The organism is Mycolicibacterium vinylchloridicum, from assembly GCF_013404075.1.
In the GTDB taxonomy this organism is placed as follows: domain Bacteria; phylum Actinomycetota; class Actinomycetes; order Mycobacteriales; family Mycobacteriaceae; genus Mycobacterium; species Mycobacterium vinylchloridicum.
In genome coordinates this window covers 161,847-184,335 of record NZ_JACBJQ010000002.1, presented here as the reverse complement: position 1 = coordinate 184,335, position 22,489 = coordinate 161,847, and the positions used below count along the sequence as shown (strand labels likewise).

The 22,489-nt window shown below is 67.7% G+C and carries 19 protein-coding genes; 6 read left to right on the top strand and 13 right to left on the bottom strand.

Features of this window, described 5'->3' with window-relative positions:
* Positions 1-58: 58 nt before the first annotated feature.
* Both HPC46_RS02770 and HPC46_RS02765 read left to right on the top strand, forming a co-directional pair.
* Positions 59-1,504 (top strand): CCA tRNA nucleotidyltransferase, encoded by a 1,446-nt coding sequence (locus HPC46_RS02770; RefSeq protein ID WP_179466678.1) that lies wholly within the window; start codon positions 59-61, stop codon positions 1,502-1,504.
* Between the two features lie 7 nt (positions 1,505-1,511).
* On the top strand, positions 1,512-2,027 hold the full coding sequence (locus tag HPC46_RS02765) for a pullulanase (RefSeq protein WP_179466677.1): 516 nt from the start codon (positions 1,512-1,514) through the stop codon (positions 2,025-2,027).
* On the opposite strand, the gene HPC46_RS02760 is transcribed toward HPC46_RS02765, so the two are convergent.
* The 4 genes from HPC46_RS02760 to HPC46_RS02745 form a co-directional block, all read right to left on the bottom strand.
* Entirely contained in the window at positions 1,937-4,459 is a 2,523-nt protein-coding gene (locus HPC46_RS02760) for a putative bifunctional diguanylate cyclase/phosphodiesterase (RefSeq protein WP_179466676.1), read from the bottom strand. The two genes, HPC46_RS02765 and HPC46_RS02760, sit on opposite strands and share 91 nt — an antisense overlap.
* Complete coding sequence (locus HPC46_RS02755) at positions 4,402-4,974, bottom strand: molybdopterin-dependent oxidoreductase (protein WP_179466675.1); 573 nt, start codon at positions 4,972-4,974, stop codon at positions 4,402-4,404. Before HPC46_RS02755 ends, HPC46_RS02760 begins: the two co-directional genes overlap by 58 nt.
* Before the next feature lie 130 nt (positions 4,975-5,104).
* The gene (locus HPC46_RS02750; RefSeq protein WP_179466674.1) at positions 5,105-5,878 is read right to left on the bottom strand and encodes a TIGR03084 family metal-binding protein; all 774 of its coding nucleotides are present in this window, start codon (positions 5,876-5,878) and stop codon (positions 5,105-5,107) included.
* A gap of 9 nt (positions 5,879-5,887) precedes the next feature.
* Positions 5,888-7,168, bottom strand: a complete 1,281-nt coding sequence (locus tag HPC46_RS02745; protein ID WP_179466673.1) for an MFS transporter — start codon at positions 7,166-7,168, stop codon at positions 5,888-5,890.
* A gap of 71 nt (positions 7,169-7,239) precedes the next feature.
* Between HPC46_RS02745 and HPC46_RS02740 the strand changes: the two genes are divergently transcribed.
* Positions 7,240-7,845, top strand: coding sequence for a YqgE/AlgH family protein (locus HPC46_RS02740; protein WP_005142223.1), 606 nt, complete (start codon positions 7,240-7,242; stop codon positions 7,843-7,845).
* A 63-nt stretch (positions 7,846-7,908) separates the two neighbouring features.
* On the opposite strand, the gene HPC46_RS02735 is transcribed toward HPC46_RS02740, so the two are convergent.
* Both HPC46_RS02735 and HPC46_RS02730 read right to left on the bottom strand, forming a co-directional pair.
* Complete coding sequence (locus HPC46_RS02735; RefSeq protein WP_179466672.1) at positions 7,909-8,247, bottom strand: hypothetical protein; 339 nt, start codon at positions 8,245-8,247, stop codon at positions 7,909-7,911.
* 23 nt (positions 8,248-8,270) lie between these two features.
* Positions 8,271-9,212 (bottom strand): LpqN/LpqT family lipoprotein, encoded by a 942-nt coding sequence (locus tag HPC46_RS02730; RefSeq protein WP_179466671.1) that lies wholly within the window; start codon positions 9,210-9,212, stop codon positions 8,271-8,273.
* Positions 9,213-9,435: 223 nt separating this feature from the next.
* Between HPC46_RS02730 and leuS the strand changes: the two genes are divergently transcribed.
* On the top strand, positions 9,436-12,345 hold the full coding sequence (gene leuS / locus HPC46_RS02725) for a leucine--tRNA ligase (RefSeq protein WP_179466670.1): 2,910 nt from the start codon (positions 9,436-9,438) through the stop codon (positions 12,343-12,345).
* Between the two features lie 48 nt (positions 12,346-12,393).
* Here leuS and HPC46_RS02720 read toward each other — a convergent pair whose 3' ends face one another.
* Positions 12,394-13,065, bottom strand: a complete 672-nt coding sequence (locus tag HPC46_RS02720) for an SDR family oxidoreductase (protein WP_179466669.1) — start codon at positions 13,063-13,065, stop codon at positions 12,394-12,396.
* Positions 13,066-13,118: 53 nt separating this feature from the next.
* Between HPC46_RS02720 and ggh the strand changes: the two genes are divergently transcribed.
* Positions 13,119-14,459 (top strand): glucosylglycerate hydrolase, encoded by a 1,341-nt coding sequence (gene ggh, locus HPC46_RS02715; RefSeq protein ID WP_179466668.1) that lies wholly within the window; start codon positions 13,119-13,121, stop codon positions 14,457-14,459.
* A gap of 21 nt (positions 14,460-14,480) precedes the next feature.
* Here ggh and HPC46_RS02710 read toward each other — a convergent pair whose 3' ends face one another.
* The 4 genes from HPC46_RS02710 to HPC46_RS02695 form a co-directional block, all read right to left on the bottom strand.
* Positions 14,481-14,939: a MarR family winged helix-turn-helix transcriptional regulator gene (locus tag HPC46_RS02710; protein WP_179466667.1), complete on the bottom strand. Its 459-nt coding sequence runs from the start codon at positions 14,937-14,939 to the stop codon at positions 14,481-14,483.
* Between the two features lie 63 nt (positions 14,940-15,002).
* Entirely contained in the window at positions 15,003-15,731 is a 729-nt protein-coding gene (locus HPC46_RS02705) for an amino acid ABC transporter ATP-binding protein (RefSeq protein ID WP_179466666.1), read from the bottom strand.
* Complete coding sequence (locus HPC46_RS02700; RefSeq protein WP_179466665.1) at positions 15,731-17,503, bottom strand: ABC transporter substrate-binding protein/permease; 1,773 nt, start codon at positions 17,501-17,503, stop codon at positions 15,731-15,733. The genes HPC46_RS02705 and HPC46_RS02700 overlap by 1 nt, the downstream gene beginning before the upstream one ends.
* Before the next feature lie 44 nt (positions 17,504-17,547).
* Positions 17,548-18,213, bottom strand: coding sequence for a GntR family transcriptional regulator (locus HPC46_RS02695; RefSeq protein ID WP_179466664.1), 666 nt, complete (start codon positions 18,211-18,213; stop codon positions 17,548-17,550).
* Between the two features lie 114 nt (positions 18,214-18,327).
* On the opposite strand from HPC46_RS02695, the gene HPC46_RS02690 reads away from it, so the two are divergent.
* Complete coding sequence (locus HPC46_RS02690) at positions 18,328-19,491, top strand: cytochrome P450 (protein WP_179466663.1); 1,164 nt, start codon at positions 18,328-18,330, stop codon at positions 19,489-19,491.
* 7 nt (positions 19,492-19,498) lie between these two features.
* Here the strand turns inward: HPC46_RS02690 and HPC46_RS02685 are convergent, their stop codons facing one another.
* Both HPC46_RS02685 and HPC46_RS02680 read right to left on the bottom strand, forming a co-directional pair.
* Positions 19,499-20,284 carry an LLM class F420-dependent oxidoreductase gene (locus HPC46_RS02685; protein ID WP_179466662.1) on the bottom strand — a complete coding sequence of 262 codons (786 nt, stop codon included), beginning with the start codon at positions 20,282-20,284 and terminating at the stop codon, positions 19,499-19,501.
* A 78-nt stretch (positions 20,285-20,362) separates the two neighbouring features.
* Positions 20,363-22,432: a PhoX family protein gene (locus HPC46_RS02680; protein WP_179466661.1), complete on the bottom strand. Its 2,070-nt coding sequence runs from the start codon at positions 22,430-22,432 to the stop codon at positions 20,363-20,365.
* Between the last annotated feature and the right edge of the window lie 57 nt (positions 22,433-22,489).

Here is a 22,489-nt window from a genome sequence, read left to right as displayed (position 1 = left end):
CACACTCGCCGGTAGCGGCTCGCTTGTCTGCCGCCGGGGACGACTAGGCTCACCCCACGTGTCCGAAGCCACGCACGACGTCGAGCTGCTCGCCCGGGCGCTCGTCGCCCTCAACCGACACGGTGAGGTGCTGCGCGGAATCGGTGGCCTGTTCGCTGCCGCGGGACACGAGCTCTACCTCGTCGGCGGCAGTGTGCGCGACGCCGTCCTCGGCAGGCTCACCGCCGACCTCGACTTCACCACCGACGCCCGGCCCGATGTCGTCCAGCGCATCGTGCGGTCCTGGGCCGACGCGCTATGGGACACCGGCATCGATTTCGGCACGATTGGCGTCGGCAAGGGCAACGACCGCCTCGAGATCACCACCTTCCGCGCCGACAGCTACGACCAGGTGTCGCGCAACCCACAGGTGAAATACGGCGACCGGCTCGAGGACGATCTGGTGCGCCGCGATTTCACCGTCAACGCGATGGCGGTGCGCATCTCCGCCGACGGCCCCGGCGACTTCATCGACCCGCTCGGTGGTCTCACCGCGTTGCGGCAGCGCGTCCTCGATACCCCGGCCGCGCCCGAGGTGTCGTTCGGTGACGACCCGCTGCGGATGCTGCGCGCCGCACGTTTCGTCTCTCAGTTGCAGTTCGACGTGTCCGACCGGGTGCGCCGCGCGATCGTCGAGATGGCCCCGCAACTGGAGCGGATCACCGTCGAGCGGGTGGCCGTCGAGCTCGACAAGCTGCTGCTGGGTGTCGACCCGGTGGCCGGTCTCGACCTGATGGTGCAGACCGGTATGGGTGACGTGGTGCTGCCCGAGATCGGCGGCATGCAGATGGCGATCGACGAACACCATCAGCACAAGGACGTCTACCAGCATTCCCTGACGGTGCTGCGGCAGGCCATGGCCTTGGAGGAGCAGCCGGATCTCGTCCTGCGGTGGGCGGCGCTGCTGCACGACATCGGCAAGCCCGCCACCCGCCGCCACGAGGCGGACGGCGGCGTGAGCTTTCACCACCACGAGGTGGTCGGCGCCAAGATGGTCCGTAAGCGGATGCGGGCACTGAAGTACTCCAAGCAGATGGTCGACGACGTCTCGCAGCTGGTGTATCTGCATCTGCGGTTCCACGGATACGGCGACGGCAAGTGGACCGATTCGGCGGTGCGGCGCTACGTCGCCGACGCCGGACCGCTACTTCCCAAGCTGCACAAGCTCGTTCGCGCCGATTGCACAACACGCAACAAGCGGCGGGCGGCCCGGCTGCAGGCCAATTACGACCAGCTCGAGACACGCATCGCCGAGCTGGCCGCCAAGGAGGACCTGGCTCGGGTTCGCCCGGATCTCGACGGCAACGAGATCATGCGGCTGCTCGGTATCCCGGCCGGTCCACAAGTCGGACAGGCCTGGAATTTCCTCAAGGAGCTGCGGCTGGACCGCGGGCCGCTGTCCCACGACGAGGCCGTTGCCGAATTGCTCGCCTGGTGGAACGCGAAGGACGACCCGAACGTCTAAGCCGGGTATGGATTATTGCCTGGGATCCGGCGACGGAACGGCGACGATGTTCAGCGGCCACGCGAGCGTGGACATCGACGGCGACGGAGAGCTCGACGGGGTGCGCCTCGACATCGACGGGGACGGCGTCATCGATGATGCACTGGCCGATTTCGACGACGACGGCCTGGCCGACCATGCCGCTTTCGATCTCGACGACGACGGCACGGCCGAAGCCCTGTACACCGACGACGGATCCGGCTCTTGGGCGCTGACGCCCGCTGGCCCGGGCGGGCCGCTGCGCTGGTTCGGCCTCGACGGTATCGAGCACACCGCAAGTGGCGCAATCGATTTCGACGGTGACGGTCGGACCGACCGGCTGGTGGACGTCGACCGCGATGGGTTGGCCGACCGGGCGTTGCACGCCGCTCCAGACGGCAGCTACGACGCCGGCTACGTCGACACCGACGGCGACGGCAGCTGGGACGTCACCTTGGTCGACACCGACGGTGACGGTGCTTCCGACGACGCCGGCCCGGTGTGATCGCCGACCGCCGGAACGATACAAACCCCACCGGATTCGAGGAGTTCACGCGCGGCTTCCCACCGCAGCGGCTGGTGGTAGAGGAAGCCCTGGCCCACGTGCGCCCCGAGATCCAGGAGGGTGTCGCGTTCGGCCATCGTCTCGATACCTTCCACGACGAGGTCGAGGGCCAGCGCGCTGGCCAACGACACCACCGACTGCACGACGGCGCGTTGTTTGGCGTCGCCTTCGTCGAGAGCCGCGGCGAACGAGCGGTCGAGTTTGATCTGGTCGACCGGCAGGGTGCGCAGCTGGGTCAGCGACGAGTAGCCGGTGCCGAAGTCGTCGAGGGACACGCTCACCCCGGCGTCCCGGAGCCGGGCCAGGGTGGGATGGGCCACCCGCAGGTCGACGAGCGCGTGCTCGGTGAGTTCGATGATCAGCGATTGCGGTGGCAGCCCGGCAGTTTCGAGCAGATGCAGGACCTCCTCGGCGAACCCGGGTTCACGCACCTGGCGGGGTGACACGTTGACCGCCATCGTCAGGTCGAGCGCCAAGCCGTCGGCCCGCCACCGGGCCAGGGTCTGGATGGTCTCCCGCAGCACCCATCGGCCGATCTCGACGATCATGCCGTTGTCTTCGGCCAGCGGAATGAACGCACCGGGAGACAGCACCGGCAGTCCGGGACGGTGCCACTGCAACAGCATCTCGAAGCCGATCACGATGCCGCTGTCGAGCATGACGATCGGCTGGGCACGCAACCGCAACTGGTCGCGTTCCACCGCGTGCCGCAGCGCCGAGTCGAGGTCGAGGCGCTGGGCGACCTCGGCTTCGAGACTGGAATCGAAGACGTTGATGTGGCTGCCGTCGGTGAGCTTCGCCCGGTACATGGCCACGTCGGCTTCGCGCATCAGCTCGGCGCCCGACACCGTCGATTCGTCGGCGAACGTGATCCCGATGCTGGCGTCGACGAACGCCTCCTTGCCATCGATCGTGTACGGCGCACTGAGCGTGGCGCGGATTCGCTCGGCCAGTGCGATGGCCTGAGCCCGGTCGGGCAGTTCGGGGCAGAGCACCACGAACTCGTCGCCGCCGAGGCGGGCCACCGTGTCGGTGTCCCTGATCGTTCCTGACAAGCGCCGCGCCGCCTCGATGAGCAACTCGTCACCACCGGCGTGACCGATGGAGTCGTTGACCATCTTGAAGCGGTCGAGGTCGCAGAACAGCAGTGCCAGCGGTGTGCCGCGGCGGCGGGCCAGCAGCAGGCTCTGCGACAGCCGGGTCAGCAGCAGGCTGCGGTTGGCCAGCCCGGTCAGCGCATCATGGCTGGCCTGGTAGGACAGCCGCCGCGCGGAGGCATCGCGCTCGAGTGCCAGCGTCACCAGATCGCGGCAGCGCACCAGGGCGGTATGGGCAAGGTCGTCGAGGGACTGTGGATCCCCGAACACCTCGAGCATCCCGGCGGCGTCCGCGGTGTCGTTGACCGCGGCGGTCCAGGCGGGCGCCGCCGATACGTCCGCACCCATCGGGTAGACGACAGACCGCGGGCCCAGCGCGATGCGGACGGCTGGAGCCCCGGAGACTTCGGCGGCCAGCTGGACGATCTGGCGCAGCACCGACGGCACCGGATCGGCGGTGGCGATCCGCTCGAGGATGCGGGCCTGCCCGCGTTCGAGTGCGGAGACCCGGTCGAGGCGGTCTTCGGTCTTGCGCAGCGCTTCCCGCTCCTCGTCGAAAGCCTTTCGGGCGGTGCGATATTGGCGTACCACGTTGGCCGCGACCCACCACAGCAAGGCCGCGGCGAGCACCAGCGCGGCGATGAGCATGGTCAGCTGGACGACCCCGCCACGGAGCAGCCCCTGTTCGGCGAGGCGATCGACACGGTGCAGTCCGGTCGGACTGCCCGCGGCCAGTGCGTGGGTCGCCTCGGAGAGCACCTCGGCCTTGGGCAGGATGGCGTCGGTCCACTGCGCCCGCTCGCCGGGGGGCAGCACACCCGATGGCGCCTCCGCGACCACACTGTCCAATGCGGTTAGCGCCCAACGGTATTCGGGCGTGGTGGCGTCGGCCGCGCTCATTCCGTTGGCGGCGATCACGCCGAGGCGCTGCGCGAGCAGGGCACGGGCCACCTGTACATCACGCCGGGGGACGACGCCGAGCAGGTACTGCTGGGCTTGTTCGACATAGGTGAGCGAATCGCGCACGGTGAAGAACGTGTTGGTGCTGACGGCTTCGCTGCGCGCGCTGGGGTCGGTCAATGCGCGCTGCTGCGCCGAGGATTGGATTCCGACCACCACCAACGCCATCAGCAGCAGTACGAGGACTCCGGCCACGACCTGTTGACCGCGGTTGAGGGTGAGCCGCGGACTGGGCGGGCTGAGCCACTGGTCGCTGATCACGAACCGGGCCCGGCCGGCGCCTTGACGATGATCGAGGCGAGGCTCCAGTTCCACGCGTCGAGGACCGACGACAGCGGGGTGTCGTCGGGGAAGACGATCCGGATCGGCCCGCCCTGGTCGTAGGGGATCGGTGCGCCGTTGCGGTCGGTGGCGATCAGCGCGCGCGACTCGATCATCGGCTTGGCGGTGCTGATGTAGTGGTAGTCGTCGAGCCCGACGGTATCGATGGTGGCGGTGTCCGGAATTCCGGCCTTGCTCAGAACGGCGGCCAGGGGAACGCCACTGTAGGTCTCCCGCCGTTTGACGAAGGGTTCGTCGAGGGTGACGGTGGCGCTGCCAAGGGCGTTGAGCGTGTCGAGGGTCAGCGACAGCGGCGTACTACCGCCGGTGACCGTGAGGACCGGCTCGAGTGCTGTGGGAGGGTCGATCGCTCCGATGCCGTACGGGTTGGGTGTCGGCGACGCTGCGGCACTCGGCACGGGGGCAGGGGCGGGGGCGGATGTGCAGGCGGCCGGTCCCAGGAGGCTCACCGTCCCCGCCGCGACGGCGGCAAGGAGGCGGGTGCGCATGAAGGGCGATGATACTGCCCAGGGCAACCTTTTTCCGCCTTCGTCAAAATGCGTTGGACACGCTCAATGGCACGCGACGCCAACCAATAGCAAATAACTAAGTAGATCTAGGTGTTATGTCTGGGGTGCGTTATCTACCCCGGCCGGGTGGCCCGGCGAAAGCTTGAGCGATTTCCAGCCACTTCGCGGCGTCGGCGCCGGTACCGACGACGTCGAGTTCAGCAAGGGGGCGTCGCTGCGTGACCAGGAAACAGAAGTCGAGTGCCGAGCCGGTGACCCGCTGGGCGGCGTCGCCGGGTCCCCACGTCCAGTGGCTGCCGTCAGGCGCGGTCAGGTCGACGTAGAACGGTTCGGCAGGCGGGGTCAGCTCGTGCACGGTGAACGCGAAGTCGCGGGTGCGCACACCCAGATGGGCGATCGACTTGAGCCGGGCCGACGGTGCAATCGGTGCCCCGAGTGCGTCGGCGACGTCGAGACCGTGCGCCCAGGTCTCCATCAACCGCGCGGTCGCCATGGATGCCGCACTCATCGGCGGCCCGAACCACACCAGCTTGCGCCCTTCGGCCACCCCGCGCAGTGCGGAGTGCAGGTGTGTGCGCGTCTCGCGCCACTGTGCGAGCAGCTGATCGGGCGGGGTGAGCGCCAACTCCTCGGCTGCTTTGTCGACGAAGCCCAGCGGGTCGGCGGCCGCGGCGGTGAGTTGTTCGCCGAAGGCCGCCTCGTCGGTGATCGACATCAGCGAGGCTCGGTCGGTCCACATCAGGTGGGCGATCTGGTGGGCGATGGTCCAGCCGGGCGCCGGGGTGGGCCGGGCCCAGCCGGCCGGGTCCAGCGGCGCGACCAGGGCGTCGAGGGCGTCGCTTTCGTCGCGCAGGTCGTCGACGATCGGGTCTGCGGCAGTCATGAATTGAACCTAGAGGGTCGGCCTGCGGCGACCGACCATGGCGTGCGCGGCCAGCCCGAGCAGATAGATCGCCGAGCCGGCCAATGCCAGGGCCGGTGAGTGGCCGTCGGCGGGGATCACCAAAGCCGACACCATGGTCGCCACGATGAATGACACCCAGAACACCGAGTCCTGCGCGGCGAAGACGTGCCCGCGCAGGGCGTCGTCGACGTCGATCTGCATCGCGACGTCGGCACACAGCTTGACCATCTGCCCGGCCAGCCCCACCAGGAATCCGCACACGATCATCACCGCCAACTGCAGTGTCGCGCCGGCCAATTGGACGATCGCCGCGCACACCAGAGCGCCGTTGGCGGTTGCGTAACGGCCCCACCGCTTGATCGACAGCGGGGCGAGGATGTTGGCCAGGAACGCGCCGCTGCCGGTGGCGGCGACGAAGACGACGGCGGTGCCCAGGCTCCCGACGGCCGGACTATCGCTGTGCCGCACGATCACCAGTACCAGCAGCGTGTTGATCCCGAACACCATGCGGTGGCTGGCAAGGCCGGACAACGTGGCCGCGACGGTCGGTGTGTTCAACACGGTGCGGGCGCCGTACAACCACCCGGTGGCCACCGTGTAGAACACCGAGCCGTGCACGGCGCGTGCGGTGTCGTCGGGTCCCAACTGATGCGGGGGAAAGCGCAACGACAGCACGAACGAGATCGCGACGGGAACGGCCACCAGGAGCATGATCGTCGCGGCGCCGGTGTCACCGGAACCGAAGAGCCAGCGGGGCAGCAGCATGAAATTCGCACCGAGGAAGGTGGCGGTGGCTCCGGTCGCGGTGGCGACCGAGTTCATCGTCACGACCTGGTGACGCGGCACGACGTGCGGCAGCGCCGCCGAGAGCCCGGAAGTCACGAACCGGCTGAATCCGTTGACGATCAGGGCGCCGCACAGCACCGTCAAATCGGTGGCCCCGACGGCGAGCAGCACCGCGACCCCGATCACCAGCACCAGCCGCGCGAGGTTGGCCACGACGAGCACCGCTCGGCGGTCCCAGCGGTCGAGCAGCGCGCCGGCGAACGGGCCGACGAGTGAGTACGGCAGGAACAGCACAGCGAATGAGGCCGCCACCGCCCACGGGCTGGCGGCGCGCTCGGGGTTGAACAGCAGGCCACCGGCCAAGCCCGCCTGAAACAGCCCGTCACCGAACTGACTGGCGGTCCGGAGCTCCAGCAGCCGCCAAAACTCCGGCAGGCTGCGCACCGATCGCCATAGCGAACCAGGTGCGCGGCTGTCGACCATCGGACCAACAGTACAAATATCCAGACGTGCCTGTTACCGCAGCAATACCTCCGTGATGCCATGATGGTGGGGTGTCACAGCACGAGGACCCCGAAGACTTCGTCGCGCCCGCGGCGAACCGGGTGCGACCGGGAACCCTGCTGTTGGCCAACACCGATCTGCTGGAGCCGACGTTTCGGCGCAGCGTGATTTATGTCGTCGAGCACAACGACGGCGGCACGCTGGGTGTGGTGCTCAACCGACCGAGCGAGACCGCCGTCTACAACGTGTTGCCGCAGTGGGCGAAGCTCGCGGCCAAGCCCAAGACCATGTTCATCGGCGGCCCGGTCAAGCGAGATGCCGCGCTGTGCCTGGGCACGCTGCGGGTGGGCACCGATCCGCAGGGCATGCCCGGGCTGCGCCACGTGGCGGGCCGGATGGTGATGGTGGACCTGGACGCCGACCCGGATCTGATCGCCCCCGCTGTCGAGGGAGTGCGCATCTTCGCCGGCTACTCGGGCTGGACCATCGGTCAGTTGGAGGGCGAGATCGAACGCGACGACTGGATCGTGTTGTCCGCGTTGCCTTCTGACGTTCTGGTCGAGCAGCGGGTAGATCTGTGGTCGCGGGTCCTGCGCCGCCAGCCGCTCCCGCTGTCGCTGCTGGCGACCCACCCGATCGACGTCAGCCGGAACTGATCTGCGGGGCGGCGGGCGGGTCGGCCGGCGACAGCACCCGCCCTCGTCAGGTCGTCGCGAGGCTCACTTGCAGGACAACGTGCAGCTGGCGCAGCTCCCCGCGCAGCTGGCTTCGGCTTCCCGCCGAGCCGCATAGCGAGCGCCCTGCCAGGAGCCGGCGGCGACGGTTCCCACCGCCCCGAGCACGCAGACGATCACGACGGTCAGCGCGGTGTGCGCCGGTGCGGCCAGAGCGGCCGACCCGCCCGCGGCCAGCATCACGGCCGCGGCCAGTTGGGTCGGCGCTACCGCCCGGAGCACCTGTCCGGTGACGTCGGCAGCGGGCGGCCGGGTCAGCGTCCAGACTCCCGAGCCACCGATCAGGACGGCCATACCCAGGCACACCACACCGACGACGAGCATGGGGCCACAATACGAGCCCGGGTTCAGCGCTGCTGAGCGGGCACCGCGCCGAGGGGAGTGGCGGCGGGCACCGCGGCCGGCACCGATGCGTCGGCGGGCGGTGCTGCCGCGGGTGCGGGTGCGGGAGCCGGCGCAGGTGCGGCGGTCGGGGACGAGACCCGGAAGCCGTTGACGATCGCGTCGGTTGCGTCGGCGGTGGCGACGACCTGGTTGGCCGCGGTGGTCACATACAGCGACACCAGGTAGTGGTCGGGTCCGGACGCGACGATGACGTGGCGGCGCGAGGTGTTCAGCGTCATGTCGTTCTCGCGGTAGGTGCCCTCGATGAGCGACGACGGGAAGCCGCCGAAGTCTGCCATCGAAGCGTCGGTCGCCTGCCAGTTGAACAGCTCCTGGCTATCCAGATAGCCGTGCGTGATCGCTTCCTTCGGGTCGAACTCGCCGACGAGCTGGTAGACCTTCAACTGGGCGTTGGAGGTATACAGCCCATCGCCGCCGAGGCGATCGGCCAGCACGGTGAACGCGTCGGGAACGTTCGGGTCGGGGACCACGCTCCAGCCACGCGGCATCGGCAGCACGAGGTTGAGCGCAGTGAAGCCGGCCGCCTTCTGCGGCTCCATCTTGACGCCCTTGTCCTTGAAGTAGTCGGCCAGCGTGCCGGACGCGGCAGGCACCAGGGTCTCCGGGGCGGCGGCCGGGACAGCCGGGGCCACGGCCTGCGGGACCGCGGCAACCTGGCCGGCCACCGGTACGGACGCGGGCTGGGCGGCCGGGGCGGCGTTGGCGGCGGCGGCCTCGGGGGCCACGGTGACGGTCTGGGTGATGGTGACGGGGGTCGGCGGCATCGGCAGTACGGGATCGGCGGACGCGCTGGCGCCGGTCAAGCCCGTGAACCCGAGTACGGCCGCCGTACCTGCGGCCACACCACCAATAGCCACCCGCCAGTTACGGGCATTCGTCATCATCGCAGCTGTCCTTCTCCACACGGTCGGGCCAGGTGAGACCCCTCGATAGGCGCCGACTGTAAGCACGCGCCGAGGGTCGTGGATAGGTCTGGAACCGAGCTGGAATCAACCTTCGACAGGACTGCAACGGAACCGATACCGGGCCGTTGTCTGTGGTGCGACGGGGGTCACACACCGCCATCGCCGGGGCGGCGGCCAGAGTGGCCCTTATACCCTGTTTGACGTGACCGAATCGCCGACCGCCGCAGCCACGGGCCCCGACGGCTCCGACAGCGACGTGCCGCGGCACCGCTACACCGCCGAGCTGGCCGGGCGGATCGAGCGGGACTGGCAGCAGAACTGGCAGCAGTGGGGCACCTTCAACGTGCCCAACCCGGTCGGCTCGCTGGCGCCGACCGACGGCTCGGCGGTCCCCGAGGACAAGATGTTCGTCCAGGACATGTTCCCCTACCCGTCGGGGGAGGGCCTGCACGTCGGGCACCCGCTGGGCTACATCGCCACTGACGTCTACGCGCGCTACTTCCGGATGACCGGCCGTAATGTGCTGCACGCGTTGGGCTTCGACGCGTTCGGATTGCCCGCCGAGCAATACGCCATTCAGACAGGCACGCACCCGCGCACCCGCACCGAAGCCAATATCGTCAACTTTCGCCGCCAGCTGGGCCGGCTGGGTCTCGGGCATGACCAGCGGCGCAGCTTCTCGACCACGGATGTCGACTTCTACAAGTGGACGCAGTGGATCTTCCTGCAGATCTACAACGCCTGGTTCGACATCGAGCAGAACAAGGCGCGGCCGATCGCCGAGCTGGTGGCCGAATTCGACTCCCGCGCGCGCACTCTCGACGACGGCCGGGATTGGTCGACGTTGTCGGCGCAGGAGCGGGCCGACGTCGTCGACGGCTATCGCCTGGTATACCTGTCCGATTCGCTGGTGAACTGGTGTCCAGGGCTGGGCACGGTGCTGGCCAACGAGGAGGTCACCTCCGAGGGCCGCAGCGAGCGGGGCAACTTCCCGGTGTTCCGCAAACGGTTGCGGCAGTGGATGATGCGTATCACCGCCTACTCCGACCGGTTGCTCGACGACCTGGATATGCTGGACTGGCCGGACAAGGTCAAGGCCATGCAGCGCAACTGGATCGGCCGCTCCACCGGTGCGTCGGTGCTCTTCGGCGTCAACGGTACCGACATCGAGGTCTTCACCACCCGGCCCGACACCCTCTTCGGCGCCACCTATCTGGTGCTGGCCCCCGAACACGAACTGGTCGACACCCTGGTCGCCGAGCAGTGGCCCGATGGTGTGGACGCGCGGTGGACCTTCGGTGCGGCAACTCCGGCCGAGGCGGTGGCGGCCTACCGTCGCTCGATCGCGGCGAAGTCCGACCTGGAGCGCCAGGAGAACAAGACGAAGACCGGGGTGTTCCTCGGGACGTTTGCCACCAATCCGGCCAACGGACAACAGGTCCCGGTCTTCATCGCGGACTACGTTCTGGCCGGTTACGGTACCGGCGCGATCATGGCGGTTCCCGGGCACGACCAGCGGGACTGGGAGTTCGCGACGGAGTTCGGGCTGCCGATTGTGGAAGTTATTCGGCGGGCAGGAGCGCAGCGACCGGGGGATGACACAGTCGGCGGCGATATCTCGGAGGCCGCCTACTCCGGTGACGGTGCGCTGGTGAACTCGCAATACCTCGACGGGTTGGGCGTTGCCGACGCCAAGAAGGCGATCACCGAACGGCTGGAGGCCGACGGCCGTGGCCGCGCCCGTGTCGAATACAAGCTTCGGGACTGGCTTTTCGCGCGGCAGCGGTATTGGGGCGAACCGTTCCCGATCGTCTATGACGCCGACGGCCGTGCCCACCCGTTGCCCGACGCCGCGCTGCCGGTCGAACTGCCCGACGTGGCTGACTACGCGCCGGTGGTGGTCGACCCCGAGGATGCCGACAGCGAGCCGTCGCCGCCGCTGAACAAGGCGACCGAGTGGGTGCACGTCGAGCTGGACCTCGGCGACGGCCTGCGACCCTACACCCGGGACACGAACGTGATGCCGCAGTGGGCGGGGAGCTCTTGGTACGAGTTGCGCTACACCGACCCGCACAACTCAGAAGAGTTCTGCGCCAAGGAGAATGAGGCGTACTGGATGGGCCCGCGCCCGGCTGAGCATGGTGCGGCCGATCCCGGTGGCGTCGACCTCTACGTCGGTGGTGTCGAGCACGCGGTGTTGCATCTGCTGTATTGCCGGTTCTGGCACAAGGTTCTTCACGACCTCGGCCACGTCTCCTCGCGGGAGCCGTACCGCCGCTTGGTGAATCAGGGCTACATCCAGGCGTTCGCCTACACCGACTCCCGCGGCGCCTACGTCCCTGCGGCCGAGGTGGTCGAGCGCGACGGAAAGTTCTTCCTGCCGGGCGCCGACGGCGAGATAGAGGTGTTCCAGGAGTTCGGCAAGATCGGAAAGAGCCTGAAGAACTCGATCTCCCCGGACGAGATCTGCGACAGCTACGGTGCCGACACGCTGCGGGTCTACGAGATGTCGATGGGACCACTGGACGCCTCGCGGCCGTGGGCGACCAAGGACGTCGTCGGCGCGCATCGGTTCCTGCAGCGGGTGTGGCGGCTGGTGGTCGACGAATCCACCGGCGAGGCAAGGGTTTCCGAGCCCGAAGCCCTCGACGAGGAGACGCTGCGGGTATTGCACCGCACGATCGCCGGGGTGTCGGACGACTACGCGAGCCTGCGGAACAACACTGCTGCCGCCAAGCTGATCGAGTACACCAACCATCTCACCAAGGAAGGCATCAGCGCCCGCGCGGCGCTGGAACCACTGGTGCTGATGGTGGCGCCGCTTTCGCCGCACCTTGCCGAGGAGTTGTGGAAGCGGCTCGGCCACCCGAAGTCGTTGGCGCACGGGCCATTCCCGGTGGCCGACCCGCAGTATCTGGTGACCGACACCGTCGAGTATCCGGTGCAGGTCAACGGCAAGGTGCGCGGCAAGATCACGGTTGCGGCCGACGCCGACAAAGCGGCGCTGGAGGCAAGCGCGCTGGCCGACGAGAAGGTGCAGGCGTTCCTGGCCGGTGCCACCCCGAAGAAGGTCATCGTGGTGCCCGGCCGCCTGGTCAACCTCGTCGTCTAGCGATCTCGGCGCGAAAACGGCCGCTGAGCGAACGAAAACGCGCCGAAATCACTGCCCGCGGGGCCGGACCACCACCTGGTGGGTGTGTGCGTCGGGCGGGGTGGCGATCACGTCGGCGACGACGCGGGCCACCGTCGAGGCCTTGAGGTACTTCGCGGGGTCGTACTCGCCGCCTTCGTAGGCGACCAGGTCTTCCTGCATCTCGGTGGCGACCCGACCGGGGTGCACGCTGGTGACCCGAAGGAGCGGTTCGTCGGCGCGCAGTGAGTCGGCGAACGCGCGCTGGGCGAACTTGCTCGCGGAGTACGCCGCCAGCCCGGGCGACGCGTTCAGTCCGGCGCCGGAGTTGATGAAGACGACGTGTCCGCGGGCCGCCCGCAGCGCGGGCAACAACGCCAGCGTGAGCGCGACGGGGCCGGTCACGTTCACCTCGAAGCAGGCCCGCCACTGTTCGGGTATCGACTCGTCGAACCGCCCGGGATGCGAGACGCCCGCGTTGTGGACCAGCACATCCAGCTCGGTCAACGGCTCGGCGGCGGCCTCGATCGCCTCCGGGTCGGTGAGATCCAAGGGCCAGGTGGGCGCGCCGAGGCGGGCGGCGAGAGCGTCGAGCCGGGTGGACGGCCGGCCCGCCAGCAGCAGCGTGTGGGTCGGCGCCAGAGCCTCGGCGATAGCGGATCCGATGCCGCCGGCGGCGCCGGTGATCAGTGCTGTTGGCATCTGGCTTACCTTACCGACCTGCGATTCTCACCTTCACGCCGCAGAATGAACGCGTGGCATTCGACCCGAGTTTCGGCCCGACGCAGCTGGCGGCCCGCGCGGCCTACCTGCTGCGCGGCAACGACCTGGGCGTGATGACCTCCGCGGCCCCCCTGCTCTACCCGCATATGTGGAGCTGGGACGCCGCGTTCGTCGCCGTCGGTCTGGCCCCGCTGAGTGTGGAGCGCGCGGTCGTCGAGCTCGACACGCTGCTGTCGGCGCAGTGGATCAACGGGATGATCCCGCACATCGTCTTCGCCAACGGGGTCGACGGGTACTTCCCGGGCCCGGCCCGCTGGGCCACCTCGGCGCTGGCGGCCAACGCCCCGCGCACCCGGCACACCTCGGGCATCACGCAGCCGCCGGTGCATGCGATCGCGGTGCAGCGCATCCTCGATCGGGCGCGCACCAGGGGCCGCTCGACCCGGGCTGTCGCCGAAGCATTTCTGGACCGGCGGTGGGCGGATCTGGTGCGCTGGCATCGCTGGCTGGCCGAGGCCCGCGATCAGGACCAGCACGGGCGCATCACGCTCTATCACGGCTGGGAGTCCGGGATGGACAACTCCCCGCGGTGGGATTCGGCCTATGCCAACGTGATTCCCGGCGTCATCCCGGAGTACCAACGCGAGGACAACCACATCGTCACCGACGCCAGCCAGCGTCCGTCCGACACCGAGTACGACCGGTATCTGTGGCTGCTCGAAGAGATGAAATCGGTTCGCTACGACGATGATCTGCTGCCGAAGGTGATGAGCTTCGCGGTCGAGGACGTGTTCGTGTCGGCAATTTTCTCGGTGGCGTGCGATGTGCTGGCCAATATCGGCGAGGACTACAAGCGGCCGCATGCCGATGTGCGCGACCTGTATTCGTGGGCCGAACGGTTCCGTGCCGGAGTCGTCGAGACGACGGACGGAAGAACAGGTGCGGCACGGGATTTCGATGTCAGAGCAGACAAGTGGATTGCGACGGAGACGGCCGCACAGTTCGCACCGCTGTTGTGCGGCGGCCTGCCGCACGATCGCGAACGGGCGCTGCTGCGCATCCTGGAGGGTCCGCGGTTCTGCGGGCATCCCGATCTGAAGTACTCGGTGATCCCGTCGACGTCACCGGTTTCCAAGGACTTCCGGCCCCGCGAGTACTGGCGCGGTCCGGTCTGGCCGGTGCTGACGTGGTTGTTCTCGTGGGCGTTCGCCCGGCGCGGATGGTCGGAGCGGTCTCTGCTGCTTCGCCAGGAGGGTCTGCGGCAGGCCAGCGACGGCACCTTCGCCGAGTATTACGAACCGTTCACCGGCGAGCCACTCGGCAGCATGCAACAGTCCTGGACCGCTGCCGCGGTCCTGGACTGGCTCGGATAGTCCCGGGTCGCTTGGCTCCGGCTAGCTCTCGGCCTGCTCCGCCAACCGCTCCAGCGGTCCCAGCGCGGTGGCCAACGTCTGTCGCTCTTCGTCGGTCAGCTTCGACAGCAGCGCCGCAAGATTCGCCCGCCGCACGGCCAGCGCTTCGCGGTGCTGCACCAAGCCCTGCGGGGTGACCTCGACCAGGACGGCGCGCAGGTCTGAAGGGTCCCGCGAACGCTTGACCAGGCCGAGCTTCTCCAGGCGACGGATCGCCACGGTGGTGGTGGGGGTGCGCACCCGTTCCCGCGCCGCCAGCTCGGTCATCCGGATCGGACCCTGATCCAGCAGGGTCAACAGGATGGACAGCTGGGCGAGCGTGAGGTCCGCGCCGGCAGTGGTGGCCTTGGTGTCGCCGCGGCGCAGGACCGAAAACAGCTTCGAAAGGACCCGTTGCAGGTCACCGGACAGGTCGGTGACCTGCGGCTCGGCCTCAATCATAGTTCGCTAGTCTAACCTGTGCGTGCCTGTCAACCACGCGATACGCCGTTTTCGCGAACGCAATTACAGAACTTGCGACAGGAAGCGCTGTAGCCGATCGGTTTCGGCGGCGGCGAAGATCTTCTCCGGTGGCCCGGATTCGACGACCTTGCCGTGGTCCATGAACACGACGGCATCCGCCGTCGATTGCGCGAAGCCCATCTCATGGGTGACCACCACCATCGTCATCCCGTCCGATCCGAGTTCGGCGATGAGCGCCAGGATTCCCTTGACCAGTTCGGGATCCAGCGCCGAGGTGGCCTCGTCGAAGAACATCACCTGCGGAGCCATCGCCAGTGCCCGGGCGATCGCGACCCGCTGCTGCTGGCCGCCGGACAGCGTCGCCGGCCGGACGTCGGCCTTGTGCCGCAAGCCGACCCGTTCGAGTTGGGCCAGTGCCAGCTCCCGGGATTCCTCGCTCCCCAACCCTTTGAGCTTGCGGGGTGCCAGCGCGACGTTGTCGACCACGCTGCGATGCGGGAAAAGGTTGAACTGCTGGAACACCATGCCGATGCGCTGACGAAGCTGGTCGGGATCGTCGCGCAGCACCGACTTTCCGTCGAGAAGGATGTCGCCGCGATCGGGTTCGTAAAGCCGGTTCAGAGTGCGCAGCAGCGTCGACTTGCCCGATCCGGACGGGCCGATCACCGCCGACGTGCTACCGGCAGGCACGTCGAGGTCGACCCCGCGCAGCACCGCGTTGCCCCCCAGGGTCAGGTGAATATCGTTGGCCGCCAACGAGACCGACGCCATCACACCATCTCCTGGCTCGTGGTGCCGGGCTCCAGCGGGTCCTCGTCGGCGACAGTGCGCCCTCGGCGCAGCCGGGCGTCGATGAAGTTCACCAGGTGCGTCAGCGGGATCGTCAGCAACAGGTAGAACAGTCCGGCGGCCACCAACGGCGACAGGTTTCCGGTCTGGGCGTTGAGATCCCGGCCGACCTGGAACAGTTCGCGCTGGCTGGCTACCAGTCCGAGGAAGTACACCAGCGACGAGGCTTTCAGCAGCGAGATGAATTGATTCACCAACGCGGGCAGCACTCGTCGGACGCCCTGCGGTATGACCACCAACCGCATCGAGGAGGAGTAGCTGAACCCCAGTGCGCGGGAGGCTTCCATCTGCCCGGCGTCCACACTCTGGATGCCGGAACGGAAGATCTCGCCGATGTAGGCCGCCGCCATCAGCCCGAGCGCGGCGATGCCCAGTGGATACGGGTCGTTTCCGGTCAGCTGACCGACCACCGGCCCGATGCCCAGACCGATCAGCAGGATGATGACGACTTCCGGCAGCCCGCGGAAGATGTCGGTGTAGACCCGGGCCGGCCAGCGCAGCCAGCGCGAGCGCGAGATCCCGGCCACGGCCAGTCCCATGCCGAGCACCAGCCCGATGACGGCGGCACTGACCGTCAGCAGCAGCGTGTTGGGCAGCCCCGTGGTCAGCAGATAGGGGATGGCTTTCTTGTACAGCTCCCAATCCAGGAAGGACTCGCGCAGCTGGGTCAGAACCGATTTCGGTTCCCGGGCCGGTTCGGCGGGTTCCTCGTGGGCGGCGGCGATCGCGGCGAAGTCGGGCAGCTGCGGTAGCGGTGCGGCTTTGGATCCCGGCTTCCAGCCCGGCGGCAACGCCCGCGGCACCCACTCGGAGTACAGCCGCGACCAGGTGCCGTCGGCGATCACGGCGTCCAGGCCGGCGTTGAGCGCGTCGATCAGCGGCTTGTTCTCGTTCGCGACGGCGTAAGCGACGAAATTGTCCAAACTGAAAGTGTTTTCGACAATCTGCGCGGGATCGCCAGGGCGCACGGTGCCCAGCGCCTGCTGTGACGGAGCCACCCACGCGTCGATCTGGCGGGTCTTCAGGCTGGCGTAGACGGTGTTGTAGTCGGGGAACTTCACCGGCTGCAGATGCAGCGTGTCGATCAGATAGGCCTCCTGCACGGTGCCCTGCACGACGCCGATGCGTTGGCCGGGTCCGAGTTTGTCGAATCCGGTGATCGCCGAGCCGGACGGTACGACCAACGAGAAGTAGCCGAAGTCGTAGCCGTTGGTGAAGCCGACGGTTTTGCGGCGCGCATCCGTGGTGGTGATCGATGACGACCCGACGTCGAAGCGTCGCGACGCCACCTGGGCCAGCAGCCCGGAGAATTCGGTGCCGACGAACGTGATCTTCAGGCCGAGCTTGTCGGCGATCGCGCGAAGGAGTTCGTTGTCGAATCCGGTGAACTGGCCTCCTGCGTCGATGCAGATGCTGGGCGGCGCATCGGACAGTGTGCCGACGGTCAGTGTGCCCGGCGTGATCAGCCCGAGCGCATCGCGGTTGATCGCGGTCAGCGGTTCGGTGGTGGCCGTGGTGTATTTGTCCTCTGCCGGCCCTTTGGCGGCGGCCGCCAAGTTGGTGGGCAAGGCGCTGGCCGACTCGACTCCCGGTGGTGCGCACTGGTCGGCGCCCGCGGGCGCAGCGGCCACCAGACCGGCGAGCATCAGCAGGACCGCGAACAGCGCCGCCAGCCGACCCGAATGAAAAGTCATCACTAGCAAGGTACTGCGGACAGCGCGCCGGGCACGGCTTGCGATCAAACGGAATCCAACTCGGCGAACACTCCGCGGCGGCGTAGCTCCAGGGTCAGCACGTCGGCCATCAGGTCGGTGCGGTCCAGGCAGGTTTGGCGTGCGGCGGCGGGGTGGCGGCCGCAGATCGCGGCGTACTCGTTCTCGGCGAGCGGCATCAATTGGGCCGGAGCGTCCGGATGGGTGGCCCAGAACTCTTGCGGCATGAAGCTGCGCGATGCGCTGACCGCCGCCTTCAGGCGCGGGCCGGCGTATTCGTCGACGACGATGTCCCGAAACAGGTTGGCGCTCTCGAGGTAGTCCCGTGGGCTGGTCGCACCGCGCATCATCGCCATCGTCTGATCGAGGGCTTCCAGAACCGGGGGCCGAGGAGTGGTCGCAGCCCGGGCGGACACCGCACCGGTCAACAGACCGTGTACTTCGTGGTGCTCGCGCAGGACATCGGCATCGAAGCGGTGGACGAACGCACCACGGTGGTAGCGCGTCTCCAGGATCCCGTCGTGTTCGAGCTGCACCAGGGCTTCCTGCACGGGGACCCGGCTCAAACCGAGGGTGGCCGCAATCCCATTACGGTCCACTCGATCACCGGACCGCAGTCGGCCGGTGAGAAGCAGGTCGAGCACATGTGCGACGACCAGATCCTTCTCTTTGACCCCATAGCGTTTGGGCATCGTTCTCTCCGCGCCGTCTCGGACACGCATTTGGTGGGTAATCCTCCACGGTTTCCGGCGGAGATCTCGCCGAATCTCCCGTAACGAGACTGTGAGTCTCGTTACGCTCCGGAGATGACGACGACGGAACTGCCCGAGACGTATTACGCGGACACCCCGATGCTGAGTGGGCGTGCCGCGGCCGTGGAGTATCTGCGCACTCCGGGACCGGTCTACAAGGTCGGCTCCATGTGGTTGATCACCAGTTATGAGGGCGTGCGGTACGCGCAGAAGCATCCCGACCTGTTCTCGTCGGCGAGAGCTTTCGACGGGATCGTCAACGCGATCCAGATGATTCCGATCGCGATCGATCCACCCAAGCACGCCGACTACCGGCGGGTGCTCGACCCGATGTTCGGACCCAAACGGATGGAGGCGATGGACGCCGACCTGCGCGCGCAGTTGCGGGGGCACATCGATGCGTTCGCTCCGCTGGGCCGCTGCGACGTGGTGGCGGACCTGTCCTACAAATTCCCCACCCAGGCGATCCTGACCCTGTTCGGGCTGCCGCTGGAGCACTTGCCGAAGTTCCTCGAATGGGTGACCGGCATCATCAAGGGCTCCGATATCGCGTCATTGGGCCAGAACCAGCCGCAGCACGTGATCGATTGCGCCATGGGCCTTTTCGGTTTCCTCGCCGAGCAGATCGAGATCAAACGCAGCCACCGCGGCGACGACATGCTCAGCAATATCCTGGCACTCGACGGTGACGACGCCTGGACTGACGCCGAGCTTCTGGGGTTGTGCTTCTTGATCATCCTGGCCGGGCTGGACACCGTCACCGGGGCCATCGGCTTCTCGTTGCTCACCCTGGCCAACGACCCGGCGCTGCGCCACCGGTTGATCGATGATCCGGCACTGGTCCCGCCGTTCGTCGAAGAGATGCTCCGCCTGGAAGGTCCGGTGCCCGGCGTACCGCGCGTCACCACCGCCGACGTCGAGGTCGAGGGCGTGACGATCCCGGCGAACTCGCAAGTCATGCTGATGCTGTTCACCGCCAATCGGGAGGGTCCGCACGCACACGAGATGGACCTGACCGCGAAGGCCACCCACCTCGGATTCGGTGGTGGTATCCACCGCTGCCTGGGCTCGCACCTGGCCCGCCGTGAACTGCGGTTGACCATCGAGGAGTTCCACGCCCGCATCCCGGACTACCGGCAGGCCGGCGAAGCCACCGTGCTGTGGCCCGCCGGCACTTTCGGCCTCGAGTCGCTGCCGCTGGAGTTCGATCCCTGCTAGCCCGCCGTCAGCGGTTGTCGCGCCATCCGATCAGCGCCTCGGCTGCGGCGAGGTTGTAGTCGGGGCCGTCGCAACCGACGGTCAACAGGGTCACGCCCAACCCGGCCAGCGCCTCGGCATTGGCGACGATCGTGGCGGCGTCGCGGCCTTCCACTCCCGAGGACCGTTCGATCTGCCCCGGCTCGCGCCCGACATCCTTGCAGTGCCGGTCGAGCACCTCGGCCTTACCGGGGTACGTCTCGGCGTTGGTGAATCCGTGCCAGATGTCGCCGTGCTCGGCGACCAGGCGCAAGGTCTTCTTCTCACCCTGACCGCCGATCAGGATCGGGATGTCGCGCGTCGGCGCCGGATTCAGCTTGGCGAGGCGGGATTTGATGCGCGGCAGCGCCGCGGCGAGATCGTCGAGGCGGCTCCCCACAGTGCCGAAGTCGTAGCCGTACTCGTCGTAGTCCTTCTGCTTCCAGCCCGAGCCGATGCCGAGGATCAGCCGGCCGCCCGAGATGTGGTCGACGGTGCGGGCCATATCGGCCAGCAACTCCGGATTGCGGTACGAGTTACAGGAGACCAGGGCGCCGATCTCGACGCGGGACGTCTGCTCGGCCCAGGCGCCCAGCATGGTCCAGCACTCGTAGTGCGCACCTTCGGGGTCACCGTAGAGCGGGAAGAAGTGGTCCCAGTTGAAGACGACGTCGACGCCGATGTCTTCACAGCGACGCACGGCGTCGCGCATCTGGTGGTAATCAGTCGAATGCTGCGGCTGCAGTTGCACGCCGATGCGAATGGGAAAGGTCACGCCTCAACCGTACGTCGGTGGGCCAATTGCCTCACTCCTCCTCCGTCTCGTTCCTCGACGGCATCGTCGATTCGGCGGCTAGACGCCGATATTCCCGCCGTCCTTCCACACCGCCACGATCGACGGGCGCGCGGTGCCGTTGCCGCCCGCCGGCCAGTGGGACAGCGGGTCGTCGATGCTGTTGTCGTCGTGCTCACCGGGGTGCTGCACCGAGACGGTGACGAGGTCGTCGAGCACGATCGGCCCACAGGTTTCCGCTCCGATCGGGACCGTCAGGAACTGCCGTGTCTCGCCACGATTGGGCCCGTCGAGCGCGACGGCGAACAGTCCGTCGTTGGAGGACAGGGCATTTCCGTCGGTGGAGATCCACAGGTTGCCGTGCTTGTCGAAGGCGAGGTTGTCCGGGCAGGAAATCGGGCTGACCTTCGATTTGTCGAAGCCGCCGAAGTAGGTGTCGGCGGCCGCGGGATCCCCGCAGACCAGCAGCAGGTCCCAGGTGAAGGTGGTGCCGGCATGGTCGTCGGTGATCTCGAGGACCTGCCCGTTCTTGTTGTCGTTGCGGGGATTGGCTGCGTCGGCAGCAGGCTTGCCGGCGGCTCCGCGCTCGTTGTTGTTGGTCAGCGCGACGTAGAGCTTGCCGCTGCTGGGGTTGGCCTCGAAATCTTCTGGCCGGTCCATCTTGGTCGCGCCGGCCTTGTCGGCGGCGAACCGGGTGAACACCGCGACCTCCTGTGGCGTCATACCGTCGACCAACGACTCCGCCGCCCCGCCCGGCCCCGAGCGCAGCAGCGGGAGCCAGGTCCCCGAGCCGCGGAATCCACCGTCTGGCAGCGTGCCCGAACCGTCGATCTTGCCGGCCGGGATGTCGGTGGCGAGCTTGGCGACGTAGAGCGTGCCCTCGTCGAGGATCGTCATGTTGGCGGCCATCGCGGCCGCGTCCCGACCGGGCTGAATCTTCTTGGCCGACACGAACTTGTACATGTAGTCGAAGCGTTCGTCGTCGCCGCTGTAGGCCACCACTGTTCCGTCAGGTGTGACGTAGATGTTGGCGGCCTCGTGTTTGAACCGGCCCATCGCGGAGTGCTTGACTGCCGCCGACTGCGGATCCCACGGGTTGATTTCGACGACGTAGCCGAAGCGGTTGACCTCGTTGGGGCTCTTGGTGGGGTCCCAGCGCGGGTCGAATGTCTCCCAAAGCCGCTCGCTGGGTTTGGTTTTGATGCCGTAACGCTTCCACCGGTCGGCGTCGATCGGGGTCGGGGCCTGCGCGCCGTCGGCCGATCCGAAGTAGGAGTTGAAGTTCTCTTCTCCGGAAAGCACTGTGCCCCAGGGTGTGACGCCGCCGGAGCAGTTGTTGATGGTGCCGAGAACAGTCCGCCCGGTCGGGTCGGCGGCGGTCTTGACGAACTCGCTGCCCGCGGCAGGCCCGACGAGGGTGAACGGTGAGTCGGCGGTGAGTCGGCGGTTGTAGGCGCCCAGCACCGGCTTGAGTCCCTCGGCAGTGCGTTCGACCTCGACGACGGTCAGACCGTGCGCGGCGACGGCGGTGTCGAACTGTTCACGGGTGGGGTGCTTTTCGTCGTAGCCGGGGAACATGAACCGCTCGGTGGTGTACTCGTGGTTGACGACGAGCAGGTAGTGGCCCGGTTTCCCGTCGATCGGCAGCAGGCCGGCGAAGTCGTTGTTGAAGCCGAATTGCTGACGCTGTGCCGCGGCGGTCTGCTTGGCGACGTCGAAGGCGGGGGCGCCGGGCAGGACCGGGTCACCCCAGCTGATCACCACGGCCTGTTGGTAGCCCTGCGGGATGACGACGGCGTCCTCGATATTGGGTGCGACGGCGGTGAAATTCATGCCTGTCGGCGGTGTTGACGGCGCCGCCGACGTCGTGGACGAGGCAGTGGGCTTGGTGTCACCGGCGCAGGCCGCCAATGTCGAGCCGGCGCCGACCGCCAGTACCGCCACGCCCGCGGCCTTTAGCGCCGAGCGCCGCGATACCGCCTCGCGGACAAGGTCGCCGAAGTATTCGTTGTCGCTGGTGTTGGGTGCTGGGTGCGCGCAGGCGTCACCGCATCGGTAGCGGCAGGTGATCCGTTGCCGCGCGGAGCGTCCGTCGTGATTGATCAACAAATTGAGCGAAACCAGGGCCATGCGGCGAAAATATGGCAGCCCGGGAATCAGCTGTGAATCGTCTGGGAATCAGCCGAT

What these genes read in the sequence shown, in the direction of transcription:
- HPC46_RS02765 (WP_179466677.1), top strand. Translation starts at nt 1,512, where the DNA reads ATGGATTATTGCCTGGGATCCGGCGACGGAACGGCGACGATGTTCAGC.
- HPC46_RS02755 (WP_179466675.1), bottom strand. Translation starts at nt 4,974, where the DNA reads ATGCGCACCCGCCTCCTTGCCGCCGTCGCGGCGGGGACGGTGAGCCTC.
- HPC46_RS02750 (WP_179466674.1), bottom strand. Translation starts at nt 5,878, where the DNA reads ATGACTGCCGCAGACCCGATCGTCGACGACCTGCGCGACGAAAGCGAC.
- HPC46_RS02745 (WP_179466673.1), bottom strand. Translation starts at nt 7,168, where the DNA reads ATGGTCGACAGCCGCGCACCTGGTTCGCTATGGCGATCGGTGCGCAGC.
- HPC46_RS02735 (WP_179466672.1), bottom strand. Translation starts at nt 8,247, where the DNA reads ATGCTCGTCGTCGGTGTGGTGTGCCTGGGTATGGCCGTCCTGATCGGT.
- HPC46_RS02730 (WP_179466671.1), bottom strand. Translation starts at nt 9,212, where the DNA reads ATGATGACGAATGCCCGTAACTGGCGGGTGGCTATTGGTGGTGTGGCC.
- HPC46_RS02720 (WP_179466669.1), bottom strand. Translation starts at nt 13,065, where the DNA reads ATGCCAACAGCACTGATCACCGGCGCCGCCGGCGGCATCGGATCCGCT.
- HPC46_RS02710 (WP_179466667.1), bottom strand. Translation starts at nt 14,939, where the DNA reads ATGATTGAGGCCGAGCCGCAGGTCACCGACCTGTCCGGTGACCTGCAA.
- HPC46_RS02705 (WP_179466666.1), bottom strand. Translation starts at nt 15,731, where the DNA reads ATGGCGTCGGTCTCGTTGGCGGCCAACGATATTCACCTGACCCTGGGG.
- HPC46_RS02700 (WP_179466665.1), bottom strand. Translation starts at nt 17,503, where the DNA reads ATGACTTTTCATTCGGGTCGGCTGGCGGCGCTGTTCGCGGTCCTGCTG.
- HPC46_RS02695 (WP_179466664.1), bottom strand. Translation starts at nt 18,213, where the DNA reads ATGCCCAAACGCTATGGGGTCAAAGAGAAGGATCTGGTCGTCGCACAT.
- HPC46_RS02690 (WP_179466663.1), top strand. Translation starts at nt 18,328, where the DNA reads ATGACGACGACGGAACTGCCCGAGACGTATTACGCGGACACCCCGATG.
- HPC46_RS02680 (WP_179466661.1), bottom strand. Translation starts at nt 22,432, where the DNA reads ATGGCCCTGGTTTCGCTCAATTTGTTGATCAATCACGACGGACGCTCC.